15 protein-coding genes are annotated in these 21,251 nt (G+C 57.4%); 5 read left to right on the forward strand and 10 right to left on the reverse strand.

Annotated elements, in window-relative coordinates:
• Nucleotides 1-13: 13 nt before the first annotated feature.
• From ACR0JA_RS10445 to ACR0JA_RS10460, 4 genes are all read right to left on the reverse strand, one after another.
• A complete protein-coding gene (locus ACR0JA_RS10445; RefSeq protein WP_480573793.1) occupies nt 14-1,321 on the reverse strand; it encodes an HlyD family type I secretion periplasmic adaptor subunit in 1,308 nt (435 codons plus the stop codon).
• Nucleotides 1,321-3,042, reverse strand: coding sequence for a type I secretion system permease/ATPase (locus tag ACR0JA_RS10450; protein WP_480573795.1), 1,722 nt, complete (start codon nt 3,040-3,042; stop codon nt 1,321-1,323). The genes ACR0JA_RS10445 and ACR0JA_RS10450 overlap by 1 nt, the downstream gene beginning before the upstream one ends.
• A 220-nt stretch (nt 3,043-3,262) precedes the next feature.
• Nucleotides 3,263-5,119 (reverse strand): SLC13 family permease, encoded by a 1,857-nt coding sequence (locus ACR0JA_RS10455; protein WP_480574222.1) that lies wholly within the window; start codon nt 5,117-5,119, stop codon nt 3,263-3,265.
• 168 nt (nt 5,120-5,287) lie between these two features.
• Complete coding sequence (locus ACR0JA_RS10460; RefSeq protein WP_480573797.1) at nt 5,288-6,184, reverse strand: LysR family transcriptional regulator; 897 nt, start codon at nt 6,182-6,184, stop codon at nt 5,288-5,290.
• Between the two features lie 189 nt (nt 6,185-6,373).
• Here ACR0JA_RS10460 and ACR0JA_RS10465 point away from each other — a divergent pair, with 189 nt between their 5' ends.
• Both ACR0JA_RS10465 and ACR0JA_RS10470 read left to right on the forward strand, forming a co-directional pair.
• A complete protein-coding gene (locus ACR0JA_RS10465) occupies nt 6,374-6,997 on the forward strand; it encodes a glutathione S-transferase family protein (RefSeq protein WP_480573799.1) in 624 nt (207 codons plus the stop codon).
• A 53-nt stretch (nt 6,998-7,050) separates the two neighbouring features.
• Nucleotides 7,051-8,685 carry an FAD-binding oxidoreductase gene (locus ACR0JA_RS10470; protein WP_480573802.1) on the forward strand — a complete coding sequence of 545 codons (1,635 nt, stop codon included), beginning with the start codon at nt 7,051-7,053 and terminating at the stop codon, nt 8,683-8,685.
• Between the two features lie 32 nt (nt 8,686-8,717).
• Here the strand turns inward: ACR0JA_RS10470 and iolG are convergent, their stop codons facing one another.
• Entirely contained in the window at nt 8,718-9,719 is a 1,002-nt protein-coding gene (iolG, locus tag ACR0JA_RS10475; RefSeq protein WP_480573805.1) for an inositol 2-dehydrogenase, read from the reverse strand.
• Between the two features lie 292 nt (nt 9,720-10,011).
• Between iolG and ACR0JA_RS10480 the strand changes: the two genes are divergently transcribed.
• A complete protein-coding gene (locus ACR0JA_RS10480) occupies nt 10,012-11,643 on the forward strand; it encodes a bifunctional aspartate transaminase/aspartate 4-decarboxylase (protein ID WP_480573808.1) in 1,632 nt (543 codons plus the stop codon).
• Nucleotides 11,640-13,346 carry an aspartate:alanine exchanger family transporter gene (locus tag ACR0JA_RS10485; RefSeq protein WP_480573811.1) on the forward strand — a complete coding sequence of 569 codons (1,707 nt, stop codon included), beginning with the start codon at nt 11,640-11,642 and terminating at the stop codon, nt 13,344-13,346. The genes ACR0JA_RS10480 and ACR0JA_RS10485 overlap by 4 nt, the downstream gene beginning before the upstream one ends.
• Before the next feature lie 4 nt (nt 13,347-13,350).
• On the opposite strand, the gene aspT is transcribed toward ACR0JA_RS10485, so the two are convergent.
• The 4 genes from aspT to ACR0JA_RS10505 all read right to left on the reverse strand — a co-directional run bounded on the left by aspT (nt 13,351) and on the right by ACR0JA_RS10505 (nt 19,229).
• Nucleotides 13,351-15,051 carry an aspartate-alanine antiporter gene (gene aspT / locus ACR0JA_RS10490; RefSeq protein ID WP_480573814.1) on the reverse strand — a complete coding sequence of 567 codons (1,701 nt, stop codon included), beginning with the start codon at nt 15,049-15,051 and terminating at the stop codon, nt 13,351-13,353.
• 215 nt (nt 15,052-15,266) lie between these two features.
• Entirely contained in the window at nt 15,267-16,046 is a 780-nt protein-coding gene (locus tag ACR0JA_RS10495; protein ID WP_480573817.1) for a carnitinyl-CoA dehydratase, read from the reverse strand.
• Nucleotides 16,047-16,049: 3 nt separating this feature from the next.
• Nucleotides 16,050-18,065, reverse strand: coding sequence for an acetate--CoA ligase family protein (locus tag ACR0JA_RS10500; RefSeq protein WP_480573820.1), 2,016 nt, complete (start codon nt 18,063-18,065; stop codon nt 16,050-16,052).
• A 3-nt stretch (nt 18,066-18,068) separates the two neighbouring features.
• Entirely contained in the window at nt 18,069-19,229 is a 1,161-nt protein-coding gene (locus ACR0JA_RS10505; protein WP_480573823.1) for an acyl-CoA dehydrogenase family protein, read from the reverse strand.
• Between the two features lie 97 nt (nt 19,230-19,326).
• Here ACR0JA_RS10505 and ACR0JA_RS10510 point away from each other — a divergent pair, with 97 nt between their 5' ends.
• On the forward strand, nt 19,327-20,250 hold the full coding sequence (locus ACR0JA_RS10510; protein WP_480573826.1) for a GlxA family transcriptional regulator: 924 nt from the start codon (nt 19,327-19,329) through the stop codon (nt 20,248-20,250).
• On the opposite strand, the gene ACR0JA_RS10515 is transcribed toward ACR0JA_RS10510, so the two are convergent.
• On the reverse strand, nt 20,247-21,200 hold the full coding sequence (locus ACR0JA_RS10515) for a GlxA family transcriptional regulator (protein WP_480573829.1): 954 nt from the start codon (nt 21,198-21,200) through the stop codon (nt 20,247-20,249). The genes ACR0JA_RS10510 and ACR0JA_RS10515 overlap by 4 nt on opposite strands.
• Nucleotides 21,201-21,251 lie beyond the last annotated feature (51 nt).

A 21,251-nucleotide genomic window follows, 5' to 3' on the forward strand; every position in this document is an offset into this window, starting at 1 on the left:
AATACTGTCCGGCCTATTCTCGGAACGCCCGATAGAAATAATCCGCAAGCGGTTTGACCAGATAGCTCAGGGGAGTGCGCTCATCGGTCTTTATCATCGCCTCAACCGGCATGCCCGGCAACAATTCCTGCCCGTTCAGCAACTCAATCTGACCGTCATCCGGAATAACCTCAGCCCGATAAAAGGTGAATCCGGTGCCTTCGTCGGTATACGTGTCTGCCGAGACGTTCCTGACTTGCCCGTTCAACTCAGGCGTTTCGCGCTGATTGAAGGCTGGAAAGCGCAGCGCAACCTCTTGCCCGCGATGTAGTTGGTCGACATGTAAGGCGTCCACCCTTGCCGCCACCAGCAAAGGCGTATCCTGAGGTACCACGTACAGCATCGGCTCGCCCGGCTGAATAACGGACTGAAGCGCAAAGACCTGGCTGTCATAGACCGTTCCCGCAACCGGTGCACGGATATCGAGACGCGACAGGCGCTCATTCAACGACAAGCGCCGTTCCGCCAATTCGACAACCCGGGCCTGAACATCCCGCAATTGCGAGATCGCCTCTTCACGCCGAGTCGCCTTCAGTTCGACGATTCGAATCTCAGTGCTCGAAATCTCACCTTCCAAACGCGCGACCGAGGATTCCAGACGCCCGATTTCGCCCAACAAGCTGGCCTCTTCCCGTTGCAGGGCAGAGACCCGGCTGGCTTGCGTCAGGCCGCGCTCTAACAGACCTTCCTGATCTACCAACTCGCTTTGGATCAGTTCAACCTGGGTCCGCAACGAGATCAATTGCGCCTGATTCCCTTCGATCTCATTTTCGATCTGGGTTTTTTGTTTGCTAAGCTGCTCGGTCTGTTGCTTCAACGTGTCAACGCGCGCATTGAACAGGCGCTCTTGACCGGCCAAAAGATCAGCGGAGATACCTTCTCGGCTTTGCAATTCTTGCAGGCGGTTGCCCAATTCTGCGGCGTCGACCCCATCGCGTTCCGCCTCAAGTCGGACCATTCGGGCCAGCAGTTCGAACAGCTGAGATTCCACGATGGTTTTTTCCGAGGCCAGGAATGTGTCATCCAGTCGCAACAGCATATCGCCACGGGCGACAGCATCGCCATCGCGCACGAATATCTCGCCGACAACGCCACCATCCGGATGCTCGACCACCTGACGATTGCTTTGCACTTCGACCACACCTTGCGAGATGATCGCTCCGGCCAGTTCGGTCCGTACACTCCACACCCCAAGACCCAGGACCAGAACGCCCAGTGCTAAGATGCCCACGGCTGCAGGAACCTTGATGCTCCACGCCGGTTTCTTGACAGACTTGGCCATTAATCACCCACCTTGTTCAGGTGCCGTTTGATGACGTTTGCGTTTTGCACCATCGTGTTCAAAACCTCATCACGGCTGCCGGTCTTCACGATCTGACCCTTTTCGACAACAACAAGGTCATCGCATTCGGAAATGGCCTGTGGCCTGTGGGTCATGATAATCACCGACTTACCGACCGACTTGAACTCGCGCACCGCATTGTTCAGCGCCAGGGTTCCATCCGCATCAAGGGCCGAATTCGGCTCATCCAGGATCAGCAGAACCGGATTGCCATAAAGGGCACGTGCCAAAGCAATCCGTTGCTTTTGGCCGCCTGACAGTTGGCTATCATTGCCTTCAAGGAACGTGTCGTACCCCTTTTCAAGGCCGAGGATAAGCTCGTGCGCGTTTGCCGTTTTGGCAGCGGCCACAACTGCGTCGGGGTCAGGGGTTTCCGACATCCGGGCGATATTTTCAGCGACAGTGCCATTAAAAAGGGTCACCTGCTGCGGCAGGTACCCGATATGCTGGCCCAACGCGTCCGGATCATACTGGTCCAGAGTCGCGCCCCCCAGCCGGATTTCACCCGCCGCCGGGGACCAAAGCCCAAGCAAAGCCTTGGCCAGTGTCGTCTTGCCCGAGCCGCTTTTGCCGATCACTCCCAGCGCCTTGCCCGGCTCCAGCTTCATCGACGCATTGCGCAGGGTCGGCGTCGAGATACCAGGTGGAATGACAGTCAGCGACTTGGCCTCAAGATGCGCTTTCGGAATTGGCAATCTGGTGCGCTTTTGTTCAGGAGGAGTGTTGTCGAGGAATTTGTTCAGGCTGGTCCAGGCGGTGCGCGCACGTTCGATCATCGACCATTGACCAACAGCCATTTCGATCGGGGCCAACGCTCGTCCCAGCAGGATCGTACCTGCGATCATCGCACCAGCAGTCATTTCGTTGCGAAGCACCAGCAAGGCACCCAGCGCCAACATGGCAGATTGAAGAAACAGCCGTAATGATTTGGTAAGAGACGAAAAACTACCGGTCCAGTCACTGGCGGAAATGGTCTGCGCCAAAGCCTCGGTCCGTTGCTTTAACCAACGGCTGGACACGTCTTCCTGCATGCCCTGCGACCGCACGACTTCGGCCGCTTGCCGAGCATGTTCGGAGAATGAGTTTGCCCGTGCCGATGCAGCCTGAGCCTCGGCCACTTTCCGGTGGGTCAATGCCTGGTTCAGCAGCGCGATGACGACAAGAACGGTACCCCCGGCAACCGCCAACCAGCCCAGCAACGGGTGGAACAGGAAGATCGCGGCGATAAAGATCGGCGTCCATGGAATATCCATTACGGCCAGCAACACTGGCGACGCGCAAAGCCCTCGGATCGATTCCAGATCGCGCAACGCGGTTGCCGGTGCCGAGCGGATTTGCGGAAACAAGGCGCGGCGCATAGTGGCCTCGAACACACGCTCGTCCAGGGACGATTGAAAGCGTGCGCCGAACCGGGCGACGATCCGACCTCGGGCATAGTCCAGCATCGCCATCAGCGCGTAAAGCAGGGCCACCAACAAGAACAGGGCCGACAAGGTCTCGACCGAACGGGATCCGAGTACACGGTCATAGACCTGCAACATGAATAACGGACCGGTCAGCATCAGCAGGTTCACAAACACGCTGAAAAGGAACGCGAGGCCTATAAAGCTCAGGCCCTGATTTCTTGCCTTACGCAGCTCGCTCATCGGTGGCGCGGACATTCTATTCTTGGATTTCACGAGCTGTCGCCCTCAGTTCAGTCACCAGATGGGGCACAGACAAAAGCCAGCCGGGTATGAATCGATACCCGGCAGCAGCCCCCTTTTGACCAGAGTTTATATCTATCGGTTAAAATTTGAACAACGGGCGTTTTTTCTGCATCGGCACCCTTTGGCACCTGTTGTCACCCGCGACAGGCGGGAACATGCCGAATGCAGGAGCTCAGTACAACAGATTCAGCATCACCAGCGAAACAACCAGAAACAGTACGGTCATCATCCCGCCAGAGCGCACAAAATCCATCACCTTATATCCCGCAGGTCCCATGATCAGTGCGTTCACCTGATGCGTCGGAATAATAAAACTGTTCGAGGTCGAGATCGCCACCGTCAGCGCAAACAGCGACGGGTTGGCGCCGGCAGCCACAGCGATCGAGACCGCCAGCGGGACCAGAAGGACGGTTGCGCCCACATTTGACATCACTAGCGAGAACGCGGTCGCCAGGATCGCCACCCCGGCTTGAAGTGACCAGATTGGCCAGCCATTCAGTAGGATCATGATCTGCTGCGCAATCCAGGCCGCAGTTCCGGTGTTCTGCACCGCCTGACCCAGCGGGATCAGACAGGCCAGCAGAAACACGGTATTCCAACCGACGGCCCGATAAGCCTCATCCACGCTCAGCACCTTGGTCAGCATCATGCCTGCTGCACCTGTCAGAAGGCAAAGCGACAGGCGCACATCCGTAAACAGGATCAGGGACAGCGAGATTGCAAAGAACGCCAGAGCCCAGCCAACCTTTTGTGGTCGCAATTCGTCTTGCGGGAAATCCGTTGTCACGACGACAAAGTCCGGATCGCGCTTGATGCGCATCAGATTGTCCCACCGGGTGTGTGCCACAAGCATGTCCCCGGCATGAAACTCTTCCAGCCCGATCTGCGTGGATTCGTGCGTGTCGGTTTCGACATGGCTCAGCGTTTCTTCGCCGCGATGAATGGCCAGCAGGGACATGCCATAGGTTTTGCGGAACAAAAGCTCGCGCGGGCACTTTCCGATTAGTTTGCTGTCAGGCGTGACAACCACTTCGGCGATCCCGGCATTTGTCGGCGCAAATTCTTCCACGAAAACATCAAGTTCCGGCAGGACTTTCAACCCGAACTTCTGGGCAAACTCTTCAACCACCCAACGCCTGCCAATGATCGCCAATCGGCAAGGCGCGGCGATTTCGGCGGTCAGAACCTGAACCATCGAGGTCTTGCCGCGATAGAAGGTCGAAATGATATACAGGTGATTTTCGTGATTGATCTCTGCCAGTATCTGCCCCACCAGCGGGCTGTCGGCGGGCACGATCACCTCAAACACATCCGCCTTCAAGCCGTATACACGTTGAAGATATTCCTGAGTGCCTTGGCTTGAGCCGGTGCTATCCGATCCGGTGTCTCCGGGTAGAACCCACCGGCCCAGCAGCAGGAAATAACCGATCCCCGTCAGGATCAGAACCGCACCAATCGGCGTGACCGAAAACAGGCCGAACGGCTCCATCTTCTGGCCTTCGGGCAGGCCGTCATTGGCTGTCTGGATCAGGTCATTCAAAAGGATCAGCGGCGATGAGCCGACCATCGTCATCGTGCCGCCCAAGATCGCACAAAACCCCATTGGCATCAGCAGGCGCGACAACGGAATGCCCGAGCGCGATGAGATGCGGCTGACCACCGGCAGGAACAGCGCGGCTGCCCCGACATTTTGCATGAAGGACGAGATCACCCCAACCGTGCCCGACACGATGGGCAGCACCCGGTTCTCCGATTTGCCCCCATATTTGAGGATGACCGCCGCCACCTTGTTCATGATGCCGGTCTTGTCCAATCCCGCCCCGACAATCATCACAGCGATGATTGAGATCACCGCATTCGACGCAAAGCCATCAAACAGGTTCGGAACATTCGCAAGATTTCCAAGCCCCGGCGCATAGCTGAGCAAGCCAATAAGGACCAAGACCAAAATGGCTGATAAGTCTATTCGGACAACTTCGGATACAAACAGAAATACGGTGAAGGCCAAGAGAGCGCAAACCACGCCCATCTCGAAGGTAAACGCCAATTGCTCCACTAAAACCACCTAGTTACGGCATGGAATGAGTAATGGAGATACTTAAGCCAAACACACATGGTTGTCATTAACTTTCGAAATGACGTCGCTTTGTGGAATAATATTGCTTTCGCTGTCAGCGCGCATCTGAAGCTTCGGGCGTCATCGCAACCCCCGCATCCGCTTGAGCCTGTGCTTTGCGAGCTCGACAAAAGCCCGGATTTTGGCGGGTGCGCGCCGACCCTCGGCATGTACAAGGTGAATGGGCAATGGCGCGGGTTCGAACTCCTGCAGAATTGGCACCAAAGTTCCGTCTTCGATGTCAGGTGCCACCTGATAGGACAAAGCCTGACATATGCCCCAGCCGTTTCGCGCGACTGCGATGCTGGCAGCAACGCTGCCAATGCACAGGCGCGGTTTCACCCGAACAACGGTTTGCAATTCGTGCCCAAATCGCCATTCGGTCACCGAGTTGACGGACTCGGCGGACACGGTCTGGTGCAACTGCAAGTCTGTCGGTGATTTGGGAACCCCATGTTTCGCCAGATATCCCGGTGCTGCGCATAGGACACGTCGAACCTGCCCAACCCGAACGGCTGATAATCCCGAAGAGGGCAAATGCCCGATCCTGACAGCCAGATCAAAGCCCTCTTCGACCAGATTGACAACGCGGTCGAGCATGACGGCGTCAGCGCTCATGCCCGGATGGGCATCCAGAAACTCCGTCAGAATTGGCGTTACATAGATGCGGCCGAACTCATGCGGGCAGGTCAGCCGCAATAGTCCAACAGGGTTCGTCGCAGTTCCCTTGGCGGCATCATCTGCAGCCTGTAGCTGCGCCAGAATGTGCCGCGCATCCTCGAGATAGGTCTGCCCCGCATCGGTCAGGCGCACACGACGGGTTGTCCGCGTAAACAGGCGCACACCAAGCCGATCCTCCAGCGCGTTGACACCGCGTGTGGTGGAAGGAGCGCTCAGGCCTAGGCTACGTGCACCGCCGGCAAAACTCTCTGCTTCCGCGACGGCGACAAATACTTCCAGTGTTCTCAAGCGATCCAATTGAGTTGCCTCGAATTACTACCTTATCGCAAAATAATACATTTCATATTTAGTATATTCATTCAATTTGTGATGCAAATTATCTGCTTTGAACACGCAGCAGCTGCACTGGCTGACTGCGTCAAACCGGACAGAACATCGAACTCGACCCCGCGCGAATTCGGACATTGATTGCAAAAGGACTGACTCATGACACCGATCAAACTCTACCGAAACCCGAAATCTGGCCATTGCCACCGCGTCGAACTGATGCTGGCGCTGCTGGGACTGCCTTACGAGACCATTGATCTGGATATGGCCAATGGCGAGCACAAATCGCCCGACTATCTCAAGATCAGCCCATTTGGCCTGGTGCCTGCAATCGACGATTCAGGATTCACTCTGGCGGATTCCAACGCGATTTTGGTCTATCTGGTGCAGAGCTACGCAAAGGGCTCGCACTGGCTTCCCGACGACGCCAAGACCGCCGCCGAAGTCCAGCGCTGGCTGACGGTGGCAGCGGACAACGTCTATTCCGGCCCCTGCGCAGCACGTCTGGTCAAGGTCTTTGGCGCACCGCTGGACCATGACGCCGCAGTCGCCAAGGCGCACACATTGTTCAAGGTCATGGAAGTGCATCTGAAGGACCGCGAGTGGTTGGCCGCCGATACGATCACCACCGCAGACATCGCCGGCTATAGCTACATCGCACACGCGCCCGAAGGTGGAGTGGATCTAGAACCCTACCCGAGCATCCGTCGTTGGCTTGCCAGGATCGAAGCGCAACCGGGCTTTGTCGGAATGGCAACTTCGCCGATCCCGGAATTGGCCTGAGCAACTGGGTCAGCACAGGCTTGCTGGCCCTATAAATCAAGAAGGAGCCGGACATGACTTTGAACAGCGCAGAAAACCCGTTTCACGCCGGCGAGCGCTCGGCGCAATTGCGCGCGGGTGCCGGTGATGTCGCTGCTTGGGCAGGCGGGTTTATCCGCGACCACTTGCCTGAACAGCATCGTGTCTTTCACAGCGCGCTGCCTTTTCTGGTCTTGTCTGGTTCCGACGAAACTGACCGTACATGGGTGACATTGATTGATGGCCCCGAAGGGTTCATCCGTTCACCTGATCCCCAAACTCTGGAGATCGCGACGCAGTTGGACCCGCAAGACCCACTGTTCACAACGCTGGACGCCGGGACAGATATCGGCGTCCTGGGGATTGAACTGGCCTCACGCCGGCGCAACCGGCTGAGCGGGTTTTTCCGCAAGCTCGACACTGGATACGAGATCGATGTGCGTCAGACTTTCGGGAATTGTCCTCAATATATCCATGAACGCCACTGGCATCGCGTTGAACGTATCGATCACGCGCCCGCGCAGCATGCAGCTAGCCTTAGTCCGCGACAAATCACGCTGATTTCAAGGGCTGATACCCTGTTTCTTGGGTCCGGTCACATGCAGGGCGGTGATGCGCCGTCGCGCGGGTATGACGCCTCGCATCGGGGCGGAGCACCCGGATTTGTGAAAGTTGAAAGCCCGAACCTGCTGCGCATTCCGGACTATGCTGGCAACAATTTTTTCAACACGATTGGAAACCTAATCTCCGACCCAAGAATAGGCGTCACCTTTGTTGATTTCGACACCGGCGGGCTGCTGCAAATCTCCGGCCGGGCGAGCATCGATTGGGAACCGCAGAATACCCATGACTCAGATGCACGGCGCATGATTAACGTAACGGTCGAGGCGGTGATCGAGCGCCCCGGCGCTTTGCATTTGCGCTGGCGCCGCACCGACAACCGCACCCAATCGCTGAGCATAGTGCGACGCGTGGAGGAAGCGCAGGACATCACCTCATTTTATTTGCAGTCGCCGGAAAACGCCGACTTGCCTCGTTTCAGGGCGGGTCAGCACTTGCCGATCGAAGTCGAAATCCCCGGTTACACCGCGCCCGTCCAGCGCAGTTATACTTTGTCTGGCGATCCACAAGATACACAGCAATATCGCCTAACCATCAAACGCGAGCCGAAGGGCGTGGTCTCGCAGCACTTTCATCAGTCGTTACATGTGGGAACCCGGATCAGGGCCTCTGAACCCTCCGGTACGTTTCTGATCCCACAAGGCGATGCGCCGCTTGTTCTGGTCAGCGCGGGCGTCGGGCTGACCCCTATGGTGTCGATGCTGCATAGCCTCGCGGCGTTGCAGGACCCCAGGCCGCTCTGGTTCGTCCACGGCGCTCGCGATGGGTCACGACATGCCATGCACGATGAGGTAACGCGCCTTGTGTCGCGATTGCCTAACGCGCGGCAGCTGGTGTTCTACAGCAATCCCGACGAGCGGGATAAGCTGGGTGTAAATTATCACCAAACGGGGCGCATTTCTTCTCAGCATCTGCTTGATCTGAGCGCAGGTGCCGCGGCCCAGTACTTGCTGTGCGGTCCGGTGCCGTTCCTGTCGGATATCTGTCAGGGGCTGGAGGCATCAGGTGTTCCTGCCACCAATATTCAGGCTGAAGTGTTTGGTGCGTAGCAAACCGAGCGGTCGCGGCGACCGAACCTAAATCAAACGATTTCTGCAGGATCGACAGCGCGGCCTTCGGCGACAGATTTCAACGCCGCTTCGGCCAGAATCAGCGCCTGCAACCCGTCCTGCCCCGACGGTTGTGGGGCCGACTGGTCCCGGATCGCAGCGACAAAGGCCGCGATTTCGGCCGCGTAGGCCTCGGTATAGCGGGTCATAAAAAAGTCATGCAGCGGCGGGCGCAGATACCCTTCTGCAGTTGCCACTTCGATGGCAACCGGACGCTGGTTTTCGGCCGAACACGCTCCGAGGGCGCCAAAAACCTCGATCCGCTGGTCGTAGCCATAGCTCGCTCGGCGAGAATTGGTGATCGTGCATTGCTTGCCGCTACGGGTCGTCATCAGGACTGAGGCGGTGTCGTAGTCGCCATGATCGGCCACTTTGGCATCGACCAGCACTGAGGCGGTGGCCTGAACGCTTGTGACTTCATCCTCAAGCAAAAAGCGTGCCATGTCGAAGTCGTGGATCGTCATGTCCCGAAAGATGCCACCAGAGACATCGATATATTCGAAAGGCGGCAGCCCCGGATCGCGAGAGATGATCGTGACTTGCTCGACCTCGCCCAAGATTCCGCTGTCGATCCGCTGTTTGATACCCGCAAAATGGGGATCGAACCGCCGATTGAACCCCAGCATCAGCTGCGCACCTGTTTGCTTGACCACATTCAGGCAGGATTTCACCCGCTTCAGATCCAGGTCGATCGGCTTTTCGCAGAAAATCTTCTTGCCGGAACGGGCAAAGGATTCGATCAGATCGGCATGCGTATTGGTCGGTGTGCAGATCACCACCGCATCTATCGCGTCATCCGCTGCAATTTCGTCGATCGAGCGAACCGGGCATCCATATTGGTCTGCTATGGCCTGAGCCGCCTGCGGAAACGCGTCGTTCACGGCACCCAGTACAGCATCGGGATCACGAGAGATCGCTTGCGCATGTACTTTGCCAATCCGGCCAGCGCCGAGAAGTGCGATGGAAATTGTCACGACGTGTCATCCTCAGTTCTGCCCACGCGACATCCGAGGCATGGGAGTTGTTCAAAGTCCGGGTCGACCCGGCAAAAATGGTTTAAGCCTGTCTGTCGAGTTTTTGAAAGCACATTCTTTTCTGGGACCCATCCCGCACCCAAACAGCAAGAAACTTGAAGGAACGGTAACGCCAATAATAGAGCTCGGAAAAATAATGCGCATAGGCACCTTATACCGTTTACAGAATGATCTCTCTCTTTCTACTATTCCTCTGAATTTCTGAATATTTTTTGACAAAAGGACATCGGCAATGTCGCAACCAATAGACCTTCACAAATTCGAGAACCTCAGCCCTTTCGAGATCAAGGACGAGTTGATCAAGCTTGCACAGAAGGAATCACGCAAATCGACGCTGCCCTATCTGAATGCGGGCAGAGGCAATCCCAATTGGATCGCCACCAAGGCGCGCGAGGCGTTTTTTCTGCTGGGGCAGTTCGCGATGACCGAAGCGCAGCGTGACCGCTATGAGCCCGAGGTTGGATTGGCGGGGATGCCGCAGGGGCCGGGATGTTATGCGCGCTTAAAGGCCTATTGCGCAGCTTCCGAGGGGCCGAACGTGCCTCCGGGCGCAAAAACGCTGGCGGCGGCCGTGGATTTTGCCATCGAGAAATTCGGCTTCGACCCGGATACGTTTGTGCTGGAGCTGACCGACAGCATCGTCGGAGACCACTATCCGATGCCCGACCGGTGTCTCGAACATAACGAAGCAATCGTGCACGAATATATCATGTGGGCTATGTGCGCCGGTCATCGACCTGATGCCAAATTCGATATCTATGCGGTCGAGGGCGGGACTGCCGCGATGTGCTACATCTTCAAGTCGCTCAAGAACCAGCGGTTGTTGAACGCTGGTGACACCATCGCGCTGGCCACGCCGATCTTTACGCCCTATCTGGAGATGCCCGAGCTTGAGGATTATGCCCTGAATGTCGTGCATGTGTGCTCGGACGAGGAAGATGAATTTCAGCTGACCGACGAAGATCTCGAGGCGCTCGCCGACCCTAACGTCAAAGCGTTGTTCATGGTTAATCCCGGCAATCCTTCGGCTGTCGCGATGAGCAAGGATGCCCTTGCGCGATTGGTCAACTTTGTCAAAACCCGCCGGCCGGATCTGATCGTCCTGACGGATGACGTGTATGGAACATTTGTCCCCAATTTCGAATCCGTCATGGGCCATCTGCCTGAAAACACCATCGGGGTTTATTCTTATTCCAAGTATTTTGGCTGTACCGGCTGGCGTCTGGGCACGATTCTGGTGGCTGAGAACAACATATTTGATCGCATGATCGCTGACGCACCGGCCGAGGTTAAGAAGGTGGTTGAAGCGCGGTACACGACATTGTCGCCCGACCCGTCCAAGATGAAGTTCATTGACCGGATCGTCGCCGACAGCCGCGACGTTGCGTTGAACCACACCGCCGGGTTGTCGCTGCCTCAGCAGGTGATGATGACGCTGTTCTCGTTGGTGGAGATGATGGATGACGACAAAGCCTACCAGGCGTTTTGCCGTGGCATTCTTGAACACCGCTTTACGGAACTGGTCGAAGGTTTGGGCATCAATGTCCCCGAGAACCCACTATTCGATCGATACTACGGCATCATTGATTTCGAGTTCTGGCTGCGGAAATATATCGGAGAAGACGTTGTCGACTGGATCAAGGAAAACGTGCATCCGCTGGATATCTCGTTCAAACTTGCACAGGATCACGGGATCGTTTTGCTGAACGGGTCTGGTTTCGACGCGCCGAACTGGTCAGCGCGGGTATCCTTTGCCAACCTAGACGACAGCGCTTACCGTCAGATCGGGCGCGCGGTTCGGGCCGTTGCGACCGGGTATGTTCAGGCGTATCGCGCATCGAAAGGGTTGCCATTGCATGGATGAACCAAACACCGGCCTGGACGGTCTTTGATATGCAGTTCATCGGGTCGATTTTTGGCGCGCATCCCGAGCTCGCCCTGTTTTGCAGCCTTGCCTTGGGGTATGCCCTTGGCAAGATTTCAATTGGGTCATTCAAGGTGGGCTCCGTCGCCGGGTGCCTGTTGGCCGGCGTTTTGGTTGGCCAGACCGGCGTCGTCGTGTCGGACGACGTCAAGCAGGCTTTCTTTCTGCTGTTTCTCTTTTCGATCGGTTATCGGACCGGCCCACAGTTCTTTCGGTCACTTAATCGCAGCGCGTTGCCGCAGATCGCGATCACAGTGCTCTTGTGCGTCGTGGCCTTGATTACGGCAGCGCTGCTTGCACCATTGATGAGTTTGTCCGTCGGCATTGCTGCGGGTCTGTTGGCGGGCGGCGTGACGGAAAGTGCAACTCTCGGGGTCGCGATCGACGCGTTTGCCAAAACCGGCGCGGACCCTGCTGCCCAACGAATTTTCGAAGCAGAAATCGCCACCGGCTTTGCCGTGGCCTATTTTGTTGGCGTGATCGCGACCATTGTTTTTCATACGCTCGTGGCGCCAAGAATATACGGTCGGTCGCTGAAAGACGCCTGCGCCGAATACGAAGCCGAATTGGAAAGCGACGAACACCCGGTTGTTTCACAGCATCGAGATTTTGAGGCGCGCGCCTACCGCATCAACCCCGATTTCGCCGGCCAACGCGTAGACGAACTTGAAGCCCGGGTTCCGCAACATGTTTGCGCCTATTTCGACCGCGTGCGCCGGGGGGACGAGATTTTACCAACGTCCAAAGACATGATCCTGCAAGACGGTGACATCGCGGCAATCGCCGGACTGCGCTCTTACCTGATCGACCACGCCCATGTGTTGGGAGAGGAAATCGAAGACCCGGAATTGCTGGATCTTCCGGTTGAAACCAGCGACATCGTTGTCACCAATAGCGCAGTGGTCAACAAAACGCTTGGTGCGATGTCGCAGCATCCGCAGGCCCGAACCATTTTTCTGCGCGGTATCATGCGCAGCGGCGAACGGTTGCCAATCTTTCGCGGCGTGACGCTACACAAAGGCGACGTTCTGACCGTCTCGGGAACGCGCCGCCATATCGAGGATGCCGCAAGCGCACTTGGCTATCTCGATCGAGAAACAAAAGAGACGGATATGGTGTTCGTCGCGTTTTTTATTCTTTTGGGCGGGCTTGTTGGCATTCCAGCCCTGAAATTCGGTGCGCTCGAATTGGGTCTGGGCACGTCGGTCGGTGTCTTGCTGGGCGGGCTGGTGGCCGGGTGGTTGCGGTCGGTCCGCAGAACGTTTGGATTTGTGCCCGAAGCAACCTTGTGGATTTTCGATTCATTGGGCCTGTGCGTCTTTGTCGCCTGCGTCGGCATCACGTCCGGAACCAGTTTTGTCGAAGGTGTCTTGGACAGCGGCCCGTCGCTGATCATCGGCTCAGTGCTTATTGTCCTTTTGGCCCATGGCTCGGCAGTGCTTGTCGGACGCAAGGTTTTTGGCATCAACGAAGGCGTTTTGGCAGGAACCTGCTGCGGGGCTGGCACTTCGGCGCCGGGCTTGGCCGCCGTTCAGGAAGCCGCCCAAAGCCAGGTCCCAACGCTTGGCTACGGTTTGGGCTATGCCGTGGGCAACGTGCTGCTGGCGCTTTGGGGCTCGATCATCGTGCTTCTGTTGATCTGACGGGTCAGGGCACGAAGGCGACAACCAGCGGACCCCAAAGCGTCAGGAAGATATTCGCCACAGCATAGGTCATCGTGAACGCGGGCGTCGGCGTTGAGTTGCCCGTCTTTTCCAAGAGCGTCGCAAAACCGGGATTGCCGGACCGGGACCCGGTTACAACTGCGCAAGCCTCAACCGGATTGCGGATGCGCAGGGCAATATAGTTGATCGGGAATTGCACAATCATGGGCATCAGAGTGACCACGAATCCCAGCAACAGCAAGGTGATCCCGTATTCTTGAATCGCTTGCAGGGCGGGTTGACCGGCATTCAATCCGACCACGCCGACAAACACCGCAAGACCAAAGCTTTGCAGGAAATTGGCAGCCCCGCGGTTGATGCCGCCGATTTTCGGGCGACGAATGCGCAAGTAGCCAATGATCAGGCCGGTGACCAGACAACCCAGTCCCGATCCAAGGGCAACCTTTGTTCCGGCGATGACAAAGCTGATCTCGCCGATCAGGTATCCGACGGCCACGCCAATCCCCAGCGCGATAAAATTCGTCACCGAAGCCGAAGGCGGCACATAGCCCGCCATTTTTGACACCCGGTTCAAGTCGTCCTTATGCCCGACGATGCTGACCTCGTCGCCTGCGTGAATCTCGGTATCTTGTAGCACAGGTATGTCATGCCCCATGCGGGTGATTTTCGAAATATGCACACCACGACGCTGGTCGGCGGTCAGCGCCGTGCGCAGTTCGCCCAGCGTCTTTCCGGTCAGTTTGCGGTTGGTGATAACCACGTTGCGCCGTTCCTCGACAATGGTGAGGGCAGGGGGGTATTCTCCGACCTCCTTGCCCGAGGAGGCTTCAAATTTTGCAAGCGCGCCAACAAGTCCGGACACCACGATCACGTCGCCGCTGACAATTACAGTATCGGGCTTGGGGTCCATAGGCGCGCCATCTCGCAGCAGTTTTTCGACCAAAACATCACTGTCATAGCCACCTTCGATTTCTGTAACCGATTTCCCCACGACCTGGGCACCATCCTCGACCCGATAGGCACGCGCATCAAACCGGTTCATCGGCAGAAACTCACCTTCTTCCAACGACCGACCGCCGCCGCTGAGCTTCTGAGCCAGCTTGATCGCCTCTTGCCGCAGGTCCCAGCGCATGATGATCGGAATGACACTGACCGCCAGAATTGGTCCGATTGAGCCGAAAATGTAGGTGACTGAATAGCCCACCGCGATATTGGTTTTCAGCTTCTCCGCTTCGTCCGCAGCCAGACCCAGCAGGTCGATGGCGTTACCTGCCGTGCCTATAATCGCGGATTGCGTTAGCCCGCCCGCGGCAAGGCCCGCTGCAAGCCCCTTATCCAACCCAGCCCAGGTGGCCACGGCAATTACAAAGAACAATCCCCAAAGCGTCATCATGAACGCAGCCAGTAACTTGGTCAGCGCGGTTCGATTGAGCGCGGCAAAAAACTGTGGCCCGCCATTGTATCCAACCATGAAGATGAACAGCGAGAAAAACACGTTCTGGACATCGGTACTCAGATTGATCCCGCCAATCTGGCCAACAAATACCGCGACCAGCAATGTCCCGGCAATACCGCCAAGTTCGAACTTACCAATCTTGAACTTCCCAACCCCATATCCCAGGCCCAGACACAGGAACAGGGCCATGATCGGGTAGGTTCTTAGCTGGTCGGCAATCAACTCCATCGAAAAATCCCCAGGTTGCAAGTCGGTTGGATTTGGCGCTGGGTGGGTCGCTCAGAACGCTGAAAATAAAAATAAATTAGGTTGCCTGCGCCATGTTGGTGTCAGGTAAACATCCGCCCTTGCTTCTGTCAATTGCAAGGATTTGCATAAGTGGAACAAAACTCGGCATGGCCCTGACATTCAAAGCCGCCCAGCTTCATCTGCGGCGTTAACCTCTACTTGCCTTTCCAGACCGGGTCGCGCTTTTCCGCAAAGGCGCGGGCACCTTCCAACTGATCCTCGCTTGCATAAAGGACGTCCACCGAACGCAACTGGCGCTTGGTGATACGGTTCATAGCGTCCTGGAATTTGCTGTCTTCGGCATCACGAACCACTTCCTTGATCGCTGCGTATACCAGCGGTGGACCCGAGGCCAGCAGGCGCGCCAGTTCCCAAGCGCGGTCGATCAATTGATCAGCAGGTACGATTTCGTTCACAAGCCCCCAGCGGTTGGCTTCTTCGGCGTCAAACCATCGTCCGGTCAGCAGCAGTTCCATGGCGATATGGTACGGGATGCGCTTGGGCAGTTTGACGCTGGCCGCATCGGCAACTGTGCCCGAGCGGATTTCCGGCAGTGCAAAAGTCGCATGATCCGCCGCCAGGATCATGTCAGCCGAGATCGCCAGCTCCAGCCCTCCACCACAGGCGATGCCGTTCACTGCTGCAATGACGGGTTTGTTCAGGTCGCGCAACTCTTGCAGACCGCCGAACCCTCCGACGCCATAGTCTCCATCAACCGCATCTCCGTCGGCTGCGGCTTTCAGATCCCAGCCGGGGCAAAAGAACTTCTCACCTGCACCAGTCAGGATGGCTACGCGCAGTTCAGGGTCATCCCGAAACTCGGCAAAGACCTCGCCCATTCTGCGGCTTGTGATCAGGTCAATGGCATTGGCCTTGGGTCGATCTAGCGTCACTTCAAGGATCGCCCCATCGCGGCGGGTTTTGATTGGGTCCATATCTCAGGCCTTTCTGATTAGGGCATCCACGGCAACCGCCTTGTCCGGCGTGCACAGAAGCGGGTTGATCTCGACCTCGTCAAGCGTATCGGCGTTTTCTATGACATAGGCCTGTACGGCCTGCACGGCGGCAATGATAGCATCCATATCAGCCGCCGGTTGGCCACGATAGCCTGACAGCAGCGGGGCAATTCTCAGTTTGCCCAAGGCGGCATGGATCTGCTCGGCCGTGCTGGGTATCAGCAGGGATGAGGTGTCGCGAAGTACTTCGGTCAGCACACCACCCGCGCCCAGTGTCAGGACAAACCCATGCGCTGGGTCGCGTACCACGCCGACCAGCAGCTCTGCGACGGTTTCGTTGATCATCTCTTCGATCAGAATCTCATCCGTTCCGATTTCTGCGGCGATACGCGTCAAGTCTTTTACGTGAACGCCCAGACGCACGGCGGAATGTTCGGATTTATGCGCAAGACCAACGCCTTTGACGGCAAAGGGGCCCTCCATGCCTTGCACTGCAACTGCAGCGTTATCTGTTCCGCGCACCGTGCAGTTTCGCGGAGTGCCCAAACCGTATGCAGCGAGCGATTGTTTGGACTCGCCTTCAGTCAATGTACGGCTTTCCGATGTCGGACCTGGCAGCAAAACGGGGAGTGATGAGGGCGCAGCGATCTGCCCTGCAGCGCGGGTTGCGCACAGCATCTCGCGCAGTCCCAAAAATGGCACCACCCCGCCGCTCATAAGTTCCTGGGCGACGTCTTCCGGCAAAAGCTCGGGCAGCGTCGCCGCAACGGCGAACCGCGCACCGGTTTCGGCGCGCGCTCTGATCGCTGCGCGCGTTGCACAGGACCAATCGGTTGGATCGGTGGTTGGATAATCCACAATCGAGACTGTCAGGTCGATATCGTCCCCGGTCATACCTGACCACGCCTGCGTCATCGCGTCTTCATCGCGCCAGACATAGGTGTGATAATCCAGCGGATTGTTCAGCGCGACCATCGGCCCGAGTGCTGTACGCAAGCGGGCTCTTTTGTCGTCGGTCAGGCGCGGGAAGGTCAAGCCAGTGCCCACGGACATATCTGCGATCAGGCTGGCCTCACCCCCGGAACAGCTGATCGAGGCGATGTTGCCCCCCGGCAGCGGGCCATAGCAATGCAGCAGCTTCAGCGTTTCAAGGAATTCAGGCAGACCTGACAGGCGCGGGATACCCAAACGCTCCAACAACGCCTGCGCCCCGGCATCACTGCCGGCCAGAGACGCGGTGTGCGATATGGTCGCCATTTGCGCTTGTTCTGACGCGCCGACTTTCAAGGCGACCAGCGGGGTGCCCCTGTCATCTGCCTTGGCTGCTAGTGTTTCCCACTCGCGAATGTCCTGGAAGCCTTCGATATGCAGGCCGATTGCCGTCACCCGCGGATCGTCGATCAGGGCGGCCGCGATCTCAGCCTGACTGGTCTGCGCCATGTTTCCGCAGGCCACCATATAGGCGATCGGCAAGCCACGTCTCTGCATTGTCAGGTTGATCGAGATGTTCGAACTTTGCGTCAGGATCGCGACACCGCGATCGACCGGTTTGGCCCCATGTTGATCCGGCCAAAGCAACGCGCCGTCGAGCGCATTGATAAAGCCGTAGCAGTTCGGGCCAAGAATCGGCATGTCGCTTGCTGCAGCGATCAATTGGTCTTGTAGGTCGCCTCCTGTATCATCTTCGGCCAAGGCTTCGGAAAAGCCCGAGGCAAAGCAGACCGCTCCGCCTGCGCCCATGTCGGACAAGGTTTGCACCGCCTCGACCGTCGCGTTCCGGTTGATGCCGATGAAAACCGCATCCGGCGGTCCAGGAAGGTCCGACAGAAGTGCATAGGCTTTGTGCCCTGAAACCTCTGCGGCGTTGGGGTGTACCGGCCAGATATGCCCGGCATAGCCCATACGCTCGGATTGCAGAATGACCTGATGGCACCAAGCGCCGCCGCCGATGACGGCGATGGATTTCGGGCGTAGCAGCCGGGCAAGGTCTTTGCTCACCTTTTACGCCCCCAACGGACGCAGAAGATCGCGGCTGATGATATGACGCTGGATCTCGCTGGTACCATCCCAGATGCGCTCGACGCGGGCGTCGCGCCAAAAACGCTCGACAGGGAAGTCATCCATCAGCCCCATACCGCCGAAAATCTGCAATGTGGTGTCGGTAACCCGCGCCAGCATCTCGGAGGCATAGAGTTTGGCCGAGGCGATCTCGCGATTTGAGGGCAGTTTCTGATCCAGACGCCAGGCGGCGGATAGGGTCAGCCAGTCGGCAGCGTCAATTTCGGTGATCATGTCGGCGATCTGAAAACCGACACCCTGAAACTTGCCAATGGGCTGACCGAACTGCTTACGTTCGGCGGCATAGTTCAGTGCATAATCAAAGCAGCGTCGGGCACGCCCGACCGAAAAGGCAGCGACCGTCAGGCGCGTCGCATAAAGCCATTCGTTCATGACCGCGAATCCACCATCAACCGCGCCCAGAACCTGCGCATCCGGCAGGCGGCAATTGTCGAAATACAGGATGCAGTTCTTGTACCCTTTGTGGCTGACCGAGTTGTACCCATCGCGCACCTCGAACCCCGGAGTGCCGCGATCCACAAGGAAAGTGGTAATGCGTTTCTTCGGTCCCTTTGGCGTCTCATCGACACCTGTGGCGATAAAAACGATAAAGAAATCGGCGTGTTCCGCACCCGATATGAAATGTTTCGAGCCATTGATGACCCAATCTCCACCATCGCGCACGGCCTGGCATTTCATGCCCCGCACATCCGAACCCGCGTCCGGTTCGGTCATCGCCAACGCGTCCATCTTTTCTCCGCGCACGGCAGGCAGCAAATAACGTTCGCGCTGGTCATCATCGCAGGCCATCAGGATGTTCTGTGGGCGACCGAAGAAATGCGTCAGGGCCATCGACCCGCGCCCCAGTTCCCGCTCGACCAGGGTGAAATCAAGGTGTGACAGTCCGGCGCCGCCGACCTCTTCGGGAAAGTTGCAGGCATAAAAGCCCAGATCGATGCATTTCTGCTTGATCTCATTCCCCAGCTCCAGCGGCACAGACCCCGTGCGCTCAACGGCGTCTTCGTGTGGGTAAATTTCGTTTTCGACAAAGCTGCGCACAGTCGAAACGATCATCTCCTGTTCGTCGGTCAGACCAAAATTCATGTCACGAGTTCCTTGGATCGGTGATTGACGCAGGAAACCCGATCACGCATCAATATGGCATGCAGAATTAGCCGAATATCATGCAAAGTTCGAAAAATTGACCGACCAATACAACATTCTGCTCTTCGACGGATTTTCGAACCACTGTCTTGCCAACATGGTCGAGCCTTTGCGGGCGGCCAATACCTTGGCGCGCCAACCACTCTATGCGTGGCGCTTCTGCTCGTTGGACGGGAAAACTGTTCAAAGTTCCAGCGATCTGGTCATCACGCCACATGGGCCATTGGGTGACCAAAAGGGCACGTGTCTCGTCGTCATGCCGTCTTATGGTTATCTGAATCTGGACGCGCCCCGGATCACACGCGCGTTGCTCGCAGCCGCCAAGAACCACACCCAGCTTGCGGGTTTGGACACCGGAAGCTGGTTATTGGCCCGGGCTGGTTTGCTGGACGACTACAAAGCAACCATTCACTGGGACGAACTCACCCGGTTCGAAGAGAGCTTTCCTGCGGTCCACGCGGTCCGCGAACGGTTCATAATTGACGGGGATCGCCTTACATGCTCGGGCGCGATGGCGGCGTTTGATCTCGCGTCGGCCCTGATCCAAAGAGATCACGGCCCGCTGTTGTCGATGGAAGTCGCCCATTTGTTGATGAGCCGAGGGGTCAGCACGCGGTACCCTCTGCCGATGAAATCCGAAGATACTATGGTCAACCGCGCGCTGGGCGTAATGCAGGAGCACCTTGAAACCCCACTGTCGGTCCGAACCGTCGCCCGCAGGATCGGATGTTCCCAGAAACGGATCGAACTTCTGTTTCAGGCTGAACTCAGAACCACGCCGCAAGCGGTGTATAAACGCCTGCGACTGAACCTTGCGCGAAGGTTGGCGGAAGAGACGCAGCAGTCTGTGGCTGAAATCGCCAGCCGCTGCGGATATGACAACGCAAGCGCCATGACCCGGGCCTTCCGGGCCGAGTTTGGACAAACACCCAGCGCGGTCAGGGCTGACGTCGGACTCTAAGACCTGACTGCGCTGATGGGTTTGCCGAATTCACGCAAAAACGATCGACCCAGCGAGGATGAACCGGAAAACCCGCAGCGCAACGCAATCTGCTCGGAACTCAGCCGGGTTTCCTGTGCCAGATAGCGGGCATGCTGCAGCCGATACAGGCGATAGTACTTTCCGGGCGTCATTCCCAATTCATCCGAAAAAGCCCTGTTCAGGCTGCGCTCGGAAATCGACACGCGATCTGCAAGCTCAAAAGTGGTCAAAGGGCGTTCGACATTTTCGGCGATGACATTCAGGGCCTCCAACAGCTTGGGCGACCCACGGTTCATCAGGTGCTTGGCGCCGCGTTGCGCCTCTTTCTGCCGCACAGGGTCGAACAGAAACATGTTCGACGCATCAAACGCAGCAGCAGGGCCGAACAACTCCTGTATCAGCTCGAGCATGAGGTCCAGTGCGGTACTGGCCCCACCGCATGTCATGATCCGGCCCGACCGAACAAATCGTGCGGTCGATACATCGACGCGCGGAAAGGTTTCGGCGAAGGCATCCAGCTCCTGCCAGTGAATCGTGGCGCTGTGGCCGTCCAGCAATCCAGTCTCGGCCAACAGCCACGCCGCCGTGTCCAGGGCAAGAACGCGCTTGGCGTTGCGGGCAGCTTCGCGGATTGCAGCCACCAATTGCTTTGTTACCTGCGCCCTTACGCGGTAACCCGCCACGATGACCAGAGTGCCGCTTGTCAGCTTCGGATCAAACTGCCGGTCGGGTGAGATCTTCAATCTGGACGAACTTTGGATCGTTTTGCCGTCCAGCGTTGTCACTTCCCAATCCGGATACGCAAACGTCGAACGCAGGAAAACGTCGCGCAACGGCTCGAGCGCATTGGCCAGAACCATGTTCGAGAACCCGTCGAGCAGCAGAAACTCGAACCGTTCGGGCGTGTCTGGCGAAAAAGGAGTGCTCATTGGCGAAAATAATACAGCTGGGGCGGGTGAATTGAAAGCAGTCCGCTTTGG

The sequence above is a fragment of the Ruegeria sp. AM4 genome (genome assembly GCF_056540665.1).